This window comes from Aureispira sp. CCB-E (genome assembly GCF_031326345.1).
Taxonomy (GTDB): domain Bacteria; phylum Bacteroidota; class Bacteroidia; order Chitinophagales; family Saprospiraceae; genus Aureispira.
Genome location: NZ_CP133671.1, coordinates 909855 through 922792, shown reverse-complemented (window position 1 = coordinate 922792; position 12938 = coordinate 909855). Strand labels below are relative to the sequence as shown.

At 37.0% G+C, this 12938-nt stretch carries 8 protein-coding genes; all 8 read right to left on the bottom strand.

All coding sequences use genetic code 11. The features are described from left to right. Positions 1-77: 77 nt before the first annotated feature. On the bottom strand, positions 78-647 hold the full coding sequence (purN, locus tag QP953_RS03550; RefSeq protein ID WP_052598478.1) for a phosphoribosylglycinamide formyltransferase: 570 nt from the start codon (positions 645-647) through the stop codon (positions 78-80). Next, positions 648-1898, bottom strand: a complete 1251-nt coding sequence (purD, locus tag QP953_RS03545; RefSeq protein ID WP_052598479.1) for a phosphoribosylamine--glycine ligase — start codon at positions 1896-1898, stop codon at positions 648-650. It abuts the gene before it with no gap. Positions 1899-2120: 222 nt separating this feature from the next. Next, complete coding sequence (gene purB / locus QP953_RS03540) at positions 2121-3482, bottom strand: adenylosuccinate lyase (protein WP_309553986.1); 1362 nt, start codon at positions 3480-3482, stop codon at positions 2121-2123. 471 nt (positions 3483-3953) lie between these two features. Next, a complete protein-coding gene (purC, locus tag QP953_RS03535) occupies positions 3954-5252 on the bottom strand; it encodes a phosphoribosylaminoimidazolesuccinocarboxamide synthase (RefSeq protein WP_063833149.1) in 1299 nt (432 codons plus the stop codon). A 188-nt stretch (positions 5253-5440) separates the two neighbouring features. Continuing rightward, positions 5441-7060 (bottom strand): bifunctional phosphoribosylaminoimidazolecarboxamide formyltransferase/IMP cyclohydrolase, encoded by a 1620-nt coding sequence (gene purH, locus QP953_RS03530; RefSeq protein WP_309553985.1) that lies wholly within the window; start codon positions 7058-7060, stop codon positions 5441-5443. A 280-nt stretch (positions 7061-7340) separates the two neighbouring features. Further along, complete coding sequence (locus tag QP953_RS03525; RefSeq protein ID WP_052598482.1) at positions 7341-8177, bottom strand: phosphoribosylformylglycinamidine synthase subunit PurQ; 837 nt, start codon at positions 8175-8177, stop codon at positions 7341-7343. Between the two features lie 16 nt (positions 8178-8193). Then, positions 8194-11199, bottom strand: a complete 3006-nt coding sequence (locus QP953_RS03520; RefSeq protein ID WP_309553984.1) for an AIR synthase-related protein — start codon at positions 11197-11199, stop codon at positions 8194-8196. A 288-nt stretch (positions 11200-11487) separates the two neighbouring features. Beyond that, positions 11488-12570: a 3-oxoacyl-ACP synthase III family protein gene (locus QP953_RS03515; RefSeq protein WP_052598484.1), complete on the bottom strand. Its 1083-nt coding sequence runs from the start codon at positions 12568-12570 to the stop codon at positions 11488-11490. Between the last annotated feature and the right edge of the window lie 368 nt (positions 12571-12938).

Sequence of the window (12938 nt, the reverse complement as noted above, 5' to 3'; positions counted from 1 at the left end):
TATTATTCTCAAATCCGCCTTAATTAGAACCAAAAATTGTACTCATATTTAAAAAAGACGCAATTTTAAACGACTTCTTATTCAAAAATTCCTTGAAGTGTTTTACTATAAAAATAATGCTCTACTGCCAATCCTCGACGCTCAACTTCTTGTAAAGTATCTGCCCCTTTAAGATCAACAGGATGCTGCGCTATAATAGCTCCCGTATCTAATCCTTCATCTACATAATGGACGGTTACTTTTGTTGCGTCCAAACCATTTTCAAACGCCCAACCATAGCCATTTAAACCTTGGTGTTGGGTCGTATCCGCAGGATGAATATTAATAATCTGCTTTGGATAAGCTTGAACAAATTTGCTGGACAAGACACGCATATATCCTGCTAACACAATATAATCCAAATCGTAATTAGACAATAAAGTTAATACCTTTTCATCAAAAGTAGTTCGTTTTAGTCCCTTAGATTCTATCCATTGTGTCTCCAATCCTAATTCTTTGGCATATTCTAAACCAGCAGCACTTTGCTTGTTGGCAAAAACCAACACTACTTCTGCCAAGTCTTTTAAAATACCTTGTTGACATTGCTCAACAATAGCCCTCATATTACTTCCTCGCCCCGATATAAATATCGCGATTTTCTTTTTCATTTATTGAACTACTTTGTAAACACGTTGACCAATATCTTTTCTATAAAAATTATCTTTAAAGCTTACTTTTTTGCATTCCTCATACGCTTTTTGGATAGCCGCATCTAATGTTTCACCTTGTGCAACAATGTTTAAAACACGTCCACCATTGGTAACGATTTTGCCCTCTTGTACTTTGGTTCCAGCATGAAAAACGATGGCATCGTTTACTTCAGACAAACCGTGAATTTCATAACCTTTTTGATAACTTTTGGGGTAACCACCCGATACTTGTACAACATCTACAAAAAAGCCGTCCTCAAATTCCAAGGTCAATTCGCCCAATGTTCCATTCAAACAAGCCTTGACAATTTTTGACAAATCTGTTTTCAAAGAAGGCAACAATACCTCTGTTTCTGGATCGCCAAAACGAACATTGTATTCTAATAATTCTGGTCCATTTTCTCCCATCATAATACCAAAATAAATCACTCCTTTGTAATTCATTTTCTCGGCTTGTATCCCTTTCAAAGTAGGCTGAACAATTTTTTCGTCAATTTCTTGCGCCAAATCATCATTCCAAAACGGGACAGGGCACATCACGCCCATTCCACCTGTATTAGGTCCTGTATCACCATCGTTCAGCTGCTTGTGATCTTGAGAAGGGAGTAATAATTGAATATTTTGCCCATCTGTAAAACCAATAATCGAGATTTCGTCCCCAACAATTTTATCTTCAATCAGAAACGGACATTCCTCACCATACTGTGCTCTCATCTCATCCAAAGCATCCAAAGCTTCCTGCACATTATCACAAACAAAAACACCTTTGCCAGCAGCCAAGCCATCGTACTTAATGACTAAATCACCGTCCATTTCATGTACAATTTCTTCGGCTTCACTCACTTCAGAAAACGTATGGAAAGCAGCAGTTGCTACGCCATATTTTTTCATAAAATTCTTGGAGAAAATCTTAGAACCTTCCAAACGTGCCGCATCCTTGCACGGTCCCAATGCTTTGATTGTTGTTTGATTAAAATAATCTACAATTCCATCAGCAAGAGGAACTTCTGGTCCTACAAAAATATAAGTAATATCATTGGCTTCACAGAACGTCTGGATAGCTTCAAAATCGCTAATGTCTATTGGATGACTATTAGGAATTCCACCATTTCCAGGCAAGGCGTATACGGCTTGTTCGCCTAAATCTTTTGCAAGTTTCCAAGCCAAGGCATGTTCTCTTCCTCCCGAGCCAATTATTGCTATTTTCATTTTTTAAATTTTACAATAGTTCGTTAAAAACTTTATTAGTTTAATAGCCAGCAAGTTGTCGTTTTATTATATTTCACTTAACCTTTTCCTTGCCAAGTCATATAAATATACTTTTTCACTAAAAATATAAAAAAGTAAGACCAAACGACCACGTAATAGTAGCCCAACTAACTACTAATTTTGCAACATCGCTAATTATTTCTAGATGAAATCTATCCATCCTTACTGCATAATTTCCTTAGCTGTTTTGATTGTTAGATCACAGATACGAACGGCATCTCCAATATAATCTACTGTCTCTAACTGATAAATTCTATCTTTTACAGATTGCTCTATATCCAAGCCTTTTACCAAATCCATTAACATTTCTCTAGTTGGTTTTTGTCCACGAGAAACTTTCTTCAATAAAGTATATGGATCGTCTACCCCTACAATTTTAAGAATGGTTTGGATTGGTTCAGCTAATAATTCTGGGCTATCTTGCAATTCCTGACGGCAATTCTCTTCATTAATTTTTAATTTGTTCAACCCTCTTAATAACTCTGTCATACCCAATGAAGCATATGCCAAAGCGGAGCCCATATTGCGTTGAACTGTTGAGTCAGAAAGATCTCTTTGCATTCTAGAACGACACAACTTGTCAGACAAAAAGGTCAACATAGAGTTAGACAACATTAGATTTCCTTCACTATTCTCAAAGTTGATTGGATTTACCTTATGTGGCATGGTAGAAGAACCAACCTCTCCTGCTTTTACTTTCTCTGAAAATAAATCTTTGGAAATATACAACCAGCAATCTACGTCCAAATCCATTGCAATATTATTAATCTGGCGCGTCCAGTTAAAGTACGTAGCAAATGTATCGTGGTCTTCGATCTGAGTTGTTGCAATATTAGGTTCTAAACCATGCTTTGTCAAAAAGTTATGCGCAAATGTCAACCAATCAAAATCAGGAAAGGCAGACAACATAGCAGAGTAATTTCCTACTGCACCATTAATTTTGCCTAAAAAAGTAAAGCTTTTTAAAGATTTGTAAATTCGAGTAATGCGGTTAATAAATACTGCAAACTCTTTCCCCGCAGTACTTGGAGACGCTTTTTGACCGTGCGTACGGCATGGGAAAGGAATATTCTTCCAAGCCTCTGCCAATTCGATCAATTTATTTAATACTTCTTCAATTTGTGGCAAGTGCTGTTCTTCTAGATAATCTTTTAGCATAAAGTTATACGCCAGATTATTAACATCCTCCGATGTCAAGGCAAAATGCAGCATATTTACATCGCGCAATTCTGTACGCTCTCTCAAAAACATCTCACAAGCTTTCACATCATGGTTGGTAACACTTTCTATCTCTTTGATACGCTGATAGTCCACATCTGTGAAATTGTCAATACAATCTTGAATGTTTGCTTTTTCTGTTGCATTCAATGGCTCAAATAGTCCTGCCTCATCCAAGGCTAACACATATAGTAGCTCTACCTTGCAACGGTAGTACATCAATCCTTTTTCAGAAAAATATTTTCTATGAGGAACTAATTTTCCAGCGTATCGACCATCTAAAGGTGAAATAGCATCAATTATCATTTATAGGTGTATTATTATGCGGAATTGAATAAAGGATATCGTGCAAAATAAAAGATAGATTCTTTTATTTAGTACTTCGTGGATTTTTATACGAAGTAATGTTTATTGCGACATAAATTATTCAATTCCGTACTAGTTATTTAATCAGTGCTTTGATATCCGAAGCAAGGTTTGCCTTCTAGGTCTTTGTTACGCTTCCTTCCGTAAGACGAGGAATATCAAAGTATTGTTTTTTCAATCCAATGAAGCTACAAGGCTTCTAATTCTTATATTCTTTTACTAAGGGTTATCACGTAATGTAAAAAATTGTCTATACTAAAACACTGCATATACCCCGAAGTGTTTTTTAAATAAACAATGATAGTCAACAGCTTAAAAACACAACTTAGCTATCATTGAACATTATTAAATCTTTCAAAGTATTATTGTCCAAGTTTTTTTGTGACAGGCAATCCCCGTTCTAAGCATTCTCTAATTTCGAATCACAGCATCTGCATCTGCTAACGATTGTTTCATTTCTACAATCTCTTGAGCCATTTGCTCACGAATACTAGGAATATTTAGGCTAGAAACGGTTGCTCGAACAACACTATCCATTGATGCTCCTACCCCATCAATAACAGGAACACTGAGATTGGCAACCAAAGCCATCCCTAAACTATCTGGACCAACAGCAATCACTGCTACAGGTTCTACAGAAGTATTGTAAACGGCGGCTAAGTCTAAGATTCGCTCTCCATTTCTATCTGCCGAAATCACGCGCATATCTACACAGAGGTCGTATTCTTCTACCAAATCTTTTAGAACTTTACAGTCGTCCAAATCTTCTTCATCGTCCATAATAATTCCGATAAAACCAGGCTTCAATACGCCCGCTTTAACAAGGTTATTATAAATACGAACTTTAGAAGGTAGGTCTACCAAACTAAAAGGCTTCCCTGTAACTGCTTTGTAAATTTCTTGGTATCTACGACTGGTTTCTGCGACTACTTCTGGTGACAGAATAGTTGGCACCTCTCCATTTACTTGATTCGCTAGCATCCATTGGCGAACAAATTCCTTATCAATTTGCTCTGCTGTTGATGGATTCGCTTGATAATCCTCTAAACTCCAGAAACGAGAAGAGTCAGGCGTATGCATTTCATCAATCAAAATCAACTTGCCATCTAGCAAGCCAAACTCATATTTTGTATCCACCAATACAATTCCTCGTTCTGCCAAGAATTCACTACCAAATGTAAACAACTCAATGGCTTTAGCTTTCATCTGTTGATAAATTTCTGCACTTACCAAACCTGCTTCTAAAATTCCCTGCTCGTTGATTTCAGAATCATCGTCATCTTTTGTCGTTGGTGTTAAAATAGGTTGATCAAATTTTTGATTTTTGACCATTCCATCAGGAACGACTACATCACTAATTTGGCGTTTTCCATTTTCATATCCTCTCCACATAGAGCCCGTCAAATATCCACGTACTACCATTTCTACACGAATAGGTTCTGCTTCTTTTACTAACGTCACATAATCATCTACTTGCTCAATGACGTGATTGTCTATAATATGCTTTGTTTGCTCAAACCAGAAATTGGCAATACCATTTAAAACAGCCCCTTTGGTAGGAATAGCTGTCTTTATTTTTTTATTAAATGCTGAAATACGATCCGTTACAACAATCATACGTGTATTATCATCAATACGGATACTATCTCTAACTTTTCCTCTATGAAGCGTTTTTAGCTGAGGAGAATCAAATTTTGTTAAGCAATCCATTTTCTTATTCGTTATTTAGCTTTTTTAATTAAATCAATAGTCCGCTCAAAACAATATATTCTCTGAGCGAACTATTATTAAATGGCAGTATTCCTAATTTAGTAGTTCGTTGATTAGCTGCGCTGCTACTGCGTGGTTTCAACGAACTATTGCCTAATTAAAACCGTCTATTAACAGACGATAATTGACTAATGTTTGAAGTGTCTAATGCCTGTAAAGACCATTGATACTCCCAAATCATTGCAAGTTGCAATAACCGACTTGTCTCGAATAGAACCTCCTGGTTGAACAATTTTTCGGATACCTGCTGCGGCAGCTATCTCCACATTATCTGCAAATGGGAAAAAGGCATCTGAAATTAGCCATGCATTTGCCAATTCTTCAGCTACATAAGCTTCAAAATCTTCGGCTGCTCCAGTGTATTCATTGCGTAGGTTTTCACGGCTTTTCTCAATAGATAGCTTAGTTGCAATCAATCGGTTGGGTTGTCCTGCTCCCATTCCTAACAACTGAGCATAACCATTTTTAAAACGAACAATAGCAATAGAATTTGACTTAATTGTTTTGATGGCACGCAAGCCAAACTCAATCAATGGTTGTTCTACCTCCATATCAACAGGAGCTTCTGTAACTACATCCAACTTGTTGTGCAACTCATTGTCGGTATCTTGTGCCAACAAACTACCATTCATATAACGCAAGTCCATGTGACCAGTTAGGCTAGCAGCATCAAACTCTATGATACGAAGGTTTTTGTGTTGTTGTAAATAAACCAACGCTTCTGGTGTAAATGCAGGTGCAATAACAACCTCTACAAATTTGCGTTTGCTCTTGTCCTCATTGTTCAATTCAAAAAACTGCACTGTTTCAAAGGTCACCTTTTTATTAAATGCGATGATAGAACCAAATGCAGAGATAGGATCCCCAGCCCAAGCCAATTGCAACAATTCTGCTTGATCGTCTCCTTCACAAAGTCCACAAGGATTGCTGTGTTTAATTACAGAACAAGCAGGACGAGTAGATTCTTTGATGGCTTCAATCGCTCCATTAATGTCTAGAATATTATTAAAGGACAAGGCTTTTCCATGCAAAACATTCAAATCATACAAAGAATTGTCTGCATTTTTTTCTTTGTAAAAACGAGCAGCTTGATGACTATTCTCACCATAACGCAAATCAATACCTTCTTCAAAGCCCAATCGCAAAGAATTGACGCCAATTTCTTTGTCCATTGTGGTAGCAATCAATGCATCGTAGTCAGCCGTATGATTAAATGCTTTGGTCATCAATTTTTTGCGAAAATCATAAGTCAAAGCCCCCTTGTGGCTTTTTAATTGTACCATCAACTCTGTATAATCCGAAGGTTGTGTTACTGTCGCCACATACTTAAAGTTCTTTGCAGCAGCACGAATCATGGTTGGACCACCAATATCAATGTTTTCAATTAGTGTCTCAAAGTCAGCTCCTTTTTTGAGGACTTCTTGAAATGGGTACAAGTTACAAACCACCAAATCAATAGGCTCAATATTAAGTGCAGCCGCTTCTTCGGCATCTTTTTCACGATCAAACAACAAAGCTGACTCGATGTTAAAAGAAATTGTTTTCATACGACCACCAAAAGCCTCAGGATTTCCTGTCACAGTAGAAATTTCTGTTGTTGTAATGCCTGCTTCCTCTAGTTTTCGTTGTGTTCCTCCTGTCGAAATAATCTCACAGCCTGCATCTGCCAAAGATTGTGCTAATTCAACTATTCCTGTTTTGTCTGAAACGCTAATTAAAGCTCGTTTAATCGGAATCAAAAGATCCATTGTTTGTTATTGATTTATGTGGTTTTGATAAAAAATTGTTCTTATGTTGTTATTAATAATAGTAGTTAGCGATGCTGCTACTTCGTGGTCGTTGATTTTTAGGTTGTATTTCTATCGCACGCAAACACAAAGAGCCTGTTTGAAGTATGCTCCAAACAGGCTCTATCTCGCCTAGTTTTATTCCCTATATACACATTGTATTAGGTTTATTTTTGTATCAACGATATACGTATTTTGAATGCCTGTTTTCATTGGTTAGCCTTCAATTAAATGTTTTGTCTTAAACTGTTGCCAGCTTCTTCGTTTTGATATGCTCTACAATATTTGTAAAGATAGTTAATCCTTCTCCCGCTTCGTTATGATTTGGATTATTTCGTTTAATTTGTCCCCAATTTGGATGATTGTACAAACTCAAATAAGCCTCTGGATGTGGCATCAATCCAAACACCTGTCCTGTTGGGTTGGTTAAACCAGCACAATTCAAATCAGCACCATTGGGATTCGCTGGATAATCTGCTGTTTCCGTACCATCTTCGGTACAATAAGTCAAACAATTTAGGCTTTCTGCCTGCACTTTTGCACGCATGGCATCATCCATAAAAATTAACTTACCCTCCCCATGACGAGCAGGCAAAGCAATCTTAGTTATTCCTTTCAAGAAAGGCGTTTTGGTCGTACTATTAACCTTACAATAAACCCAACGATCTTCAAACTTTCCTGAGTTGTTATTGCTCAATGTAGCTTCTGGCTCAAAGTCATGGTTCGTATTCGGCAATAGCCCCATTCTCACCAACATTTGAAAACCATTACACACGCCTAAAATATACTTACCATCTTCCAAAAACTGTTTAATTTCATCCAATAAAACGTTTCCAGAAGGTAATTTTTTAAACTTAATTTTATTAGAAACTACTTTTCCAGATGCCAAATCATCGCCAAAAGAAAAGCCACCAGGAAAGTTTAAAATATCATAATCATGAATAGAAACTTGTCCCAATAGAATCTCATTTAAATGGACAATTTCTGGTATCGCTCCAGCCAATTGATAAGCAGCTGCCATTTCTTCTTCACAATTGATTCCGAAGCCTGTTATCACTAAAGATTTTACTGTTGTCATGTTATTTTTCTATTTATTACAATACCAAACCTCCTGCCCAAGCATCTAGTAGGGTTTCTGTTGGTAAATCAATCAAGTTATTATTATTAGAAGTAATGTTAATTGTCTTTTCAGCGGTTACTTTTCCTAAGTAGTAAGCCTTGTCGCCAAAAATAGCCTCAAATGCCGCTTTATTCTCTGGACGAATAGACACTACAAAACGAGAATGTGATTCAGAAAATAGTTTTACCAAATCTGTCCAATCACCTAAAGCATCCAAATTAGCTTCCAATCCAAACTCGCCTCCAAAAGCCGACTCTACCAAAGCAACTGCTAGTCCACCATCGGATAAATCATGACTCGATTCAATTAGGTTAGCCGCATTCGCTTTCATAACATTTAAGTACAGTTCTTTAGCCGCTTCTTTGCGTACTTTAGGTACATTTGCCCCTAGCTCGTTGTACAAGCTATAAAACTCTGAAGCACCTAATTCATCATAAGTTGTTCCCAATTGATAAACTAAATCTCCTGCTGCTTTGAAGTTCGACGTAACTGTTTTTCTAACATCGTCTACCTTCGCTGTCATTGAGTACAAGATTGTTGGCGGTACCGATATTTTAACACCATCTGCTTTGAAGTCATTTTTCATACTATCTTTGCCCGATGTTAGAGGAATATCGAAATAAGTTGCCATATCATTCAATGCTTCACACATCTGAACCAATTTAGCCAATTTCAATTTTCCATCTGGATTACTGACTTCGTGATACTCTGAATCAGGTACACAGAAATTGTCGTTTACCGACCAAAAAATACCATCATCCGACTTTGTATTTGGCAAACTTCCTCCTGCTGAAATAATTTGACGCACGGCTTCATCAAAAGCCCCTGCCGACATTTCATAAGCATCAATATCGCCGTATCTAGGCAAAATTCCGTTAGAAACAGCCACCCCTTCAAAGCTATTGAACCCAAAACGCATAATTGCAGCATCTTGTGGTGCTTTTCCTTTGGGTCCCATCAACGGTTTGATAATTGTTTTACCTTTTACCTCATGATCGTACTGACGAATAATAGACTCTCTAGAGCATATATTTAGACTTCCCATTAATTGAACCAATACCTCATTATAATTCTCTATCGTTGGCAAAGTTGGTTCTTTTAAAGAAGGCTTATCCCATTGTGCATACATCACTTTTTGAGGATCACCTTCATGTAGGAATTCCATATCCAAATAAGCTACTTTATTATCATTGTAGCGAATATCCAAATAACCATTGTCTGTAAACACTCCAATGTCGGTCAATTCCACCTCCATTGCTTTGGCCATTTCAAACAAAGGCGCTACTTTATCCTCCTCAATAACCAATGACATTCGCTCTTGAGATTCCGAAACAAAAATCTCCCAAGGTTTTAATCCTGCATATTTTAAAGGCACTTTTTCTAGGTGTACAATAGCTCCTCCAGAAATAGTCGCTAATTCACCAATAGAAGAAGACAAACCACCAGCACCATTGTCGGTACTACACTTCACCAATCCTTCCAAACAAGCTTTTACTAAAAAGTCTGCTACTTTTTTCTGTGTAATTGGACTTCCAATTTGAACTGCGGAAGATGGAGAATGCTCATCAATTTCTATAGAAGAAAACGTTGCACCATGAATACCATCTTTCCCCACACGTCCACCTGCAACAATAATTCTATCTCCAGCATCAATTGGTTTCTCCCAAGATGGTTTTCCTTTGTAGTCGTAAGGCATTAAAGCACCTGTTCCACAATAAACCAAAGGTTTACCACTATAACGATCGTCAAAAACAACCGAGCCATTTACGGTTGGAACACCAGATTTGTTCCCGCCATCTTCAATTCCAGACACCACTCCTTCCATAATTTGGCGAGGGTGTAATTGCCCCGTCAACAAAGGTTTGTCATAATCTGGATTACCAAAACAAAGTACATTGGTATTAAACAATAACTTTGCACCACCTACTCCTGTACCTAAGGGGTCACGATTATTACCCAATATACCAGTAATAGCCCCTCCGTAAGGATCTAAGGCAGATGGAGAATTGTGCGTTTCTACTTTCCAAACAAACAGCTGATCTTTGGTTGCTTTAACCACTCCAGCATTGTCAGAAAACACCTTCACCAACCACTTATTGTTGTTTGCTTCTAGACTTTCTTGAACCGTAGATGTTGTTCCTTTGATATACGTTTTAAATAGAGAATTGATGGTTTTCTCTTCTCCTGTTTCTGTATTTTTATAATGAATGGCAGCATTAAACTCCTTGTGTTTGCAGTGTTCTGACCAAGTCTGCCCCAGTATTTCCAACTCACAATCGGTAGGGTCTATTGGCAAACCTACTGCTTGACGTGCTTCTTTTGTCTTGTCATTATTATAATAACCAACAATGGCTTTCATCTCGGCTAAATTCAGAGCCAACACCTTTTCTTTCGACAATTGTACCAAATCCTCATCACTTAGATTCAAGTTAACAATCTCTGTCGTAGCATCCGTTGTCATTTTCACTTCAGGCACATAAGGTTTGAAACTCAATGTTCCCGTTTCGTCTTGATAAGCATAGGTAAAGTGATTGATCAAAGGATTTCCCAACAAGCGTTTGGCAATCAATTTCAACTCTCCTTCCAAAAGCTTTTCCTCAAAGTAATACACTACTTGCGTAAAAATTTGCTGTGTATTTACATCCGCTTCTATATTAAAGAAATCTACCCATGCCATTTGAGCAGACATCCCTTCATCATCAGTTACCCCTGGCAATTGAGCAATCGCAATACAAGATTGATAATCTGTCGGTGCATACAACTCATTAACCAAAATTTCATCTGTTACAACATCTTTAATACAACGAGTGGCATAGTCGTGTAGTTCGGCTGAACTTGCATTGTAGTTGATTGAAAAAAGCTTCGCGCTTTTTACCTTTCCTGTTGTAATCCCTAATTGTTTTAGGCATTTCTCTTCAACCTTTTTGCCTTTTACATCAACGATGTGTGGTTTCAATAAAACTTGAATAGAAGCAGTCATTATTTATGTTCTGTTATTAAGTTAATACTTCGTGGATTTTAGCTAAAAAACTAAAAACATCTTTGCATCAGTTTGACGAAGTAATGATTAAGTCTAACAATTACTTTGGTGCTCATAAACATGCATTTAGAACATTTATATTTCAACAAAGCAATTTATTAAGTGATTATGATTATCTATATAATTTTCTTATTCTTTGACAATTATCAATGAGGAACTATCCTATCTATCCAACAATCTATGTATTGCAAACATGATGTAACCTATCGCTACAACTACTTCAAAGCATTACGAATGTTTATAAACCACACAATTGGCGTGCATTCCTGCTCCTACAGATGCAAAAACAACAATATCACCTTTGTTGATTGTCTGACCATCCATAACACCTTTCATAATAAGGTCTAAGACAGTTGGCACCGTAGCAGCAGAGCTATTGCCCAACTTGTGCACCACCAATGGCATCATTTCTTCAGGATAATCCGAATAGCCATTTAGCTCATACAAACGCTTCAAAATAATCTTATTCATTTTCATATTCGCTTGATGCATGACAAATTTGTCTACATCTTCCAACTTCAATCCAGCTTTTGCCAAGCATTCATTCATAGCAGCAGGCACTTTGGTAACGGCATAACGGAAAACACCTTTTCCGTACATACGAATGTATTGTCCTTCTGTTTCTGGACGTAGAGAGTCTCCCATTTTCAAATAATCCGCCTCTCCCACACAATCAGAAACTGTCACATGAGACAAAATTCCTGTTGGTTCTTCGTCTTCTTCATATTCAACAGCCTCTAATATAGCGGCACCCCCTCCATCAGCAAACAACATCCCATCAATATCGTGCGGGTCGGTCATTCTAGAAACGGTATCCGCTCCAACAACCATAACGCGTTTTACATCACCTGATTTGATATAGTAATTGGCTTGAATAAATGCTTGCACCCAACTAGGGCATCCAAACAAAATATCATATGCCACACAATTCGGATTTTTGATCCCTAATTTTTGTTTTACTTTAGCGGCTAAGTTTGGTAATAAATCGGATTGAATCGTTCCATAATTTACATCACCAAAGTTATGTGCCACAATAATATATTCTAGCGTTTCAGGATCTATTCCTGAAGATTCTATAGCCAATTTAGCCGCCTGAGTTCCCAAATCAGATGCCTTCACTCCTTTCTCTGCTACTCGACGCTCTACAATACCTGCCACTTCTTCAAACTTAGCGGTAATTGCCTCGTTTGTTTTAGTCATTCGTTCGTGGTCTTTATTAAAAAACGTATTGTTCCAAAAAGCATTATTTGCTTTTTTTATTTTTGGTAATACCGATCCACTCCCTATAATTCTTGAACTATATCTTTTCATGAAATTTTTTTTATTGTCTTACTTAATGTGATTGATGATAATGATTTGGTTACTCTTTGTAAGACGTTTAAATTCACGCTTACCACTACAAATTGTATTATAATACAATAATTTCGTTAAGAGCAAACAGCTACAAAATCACATTTATCCTCCTAAAAAACACTTTAAAGAGAGATCAAATTCATTAAGTATTGTTTTCAGAAACCATCCTCCAACATTGCTTCAAATAGCTTCTATTAAAAAATGTTCTACTAAAATACACACTACTTCTAGTCTGTTTCTTCTTTGGGATTTTGAGTAGATTTTAAATTGCAAATATACTATTTTAAACAAAAGATAGGGTTCCTTATTTGGGATAAAAAAAGGTT

Bases quoted from the DNA above. Each gene is read 5' to 3' on its own strand.
- purN (WP_052598478.1), bottom strand. From the start codon at position 647: ATGAAAAAGAAAATCGCGATATTTATATCGGGGCGAGGAAGTAATATG.
- purD (WP_052598479.1), bottom strand. From the start codon at position 1,898: ATGAAAATAGCAATAATTGGCTCGGGAGGAAGAGAACATGCCTTGGCT.
- purB (WP_309553986.1), bottom strand. From the start codon at position 3,482: ATGATAATTGATGCTATTTCACCTTTAGATGGTCGATACGCTGGAAAA.
- purC (WP_063833149.1), bottom strand. From the start codon at position 5,252: ATGGATTGCTTAACAAAATTTGATTCTCCTCAGCTAAAAACGCTTCAT.
- purH (WP_309553985.1), bottom strand. From the start codon at position 7,060: ATGGATCTTTTGATTCCGATTAAACGAGCTTTAATTAGCGTTTCAGAC.
- QP953_RS03525 (WP_052598482.1), bottom strand. From the start codon at position 8,177: ATGACAACAGTAAAATCTTTAGTGATAACAGGCTTCGGAATCAATTGT.
- QP953_RS03520 (WP_309553984.1), bottom strand. From the start codon at position 11,199: ATGACTGCTTCTATTCAAGTTTTATTGAAACCACACATCGTTGATGTA.
- QP953_RS03515 (WP_052598484.1), bottom strand. From the start codon at position 12,570: ATGAAAAGATATAGTTCAAGAATTATAGGGAGTGGATCGGTATTACCA.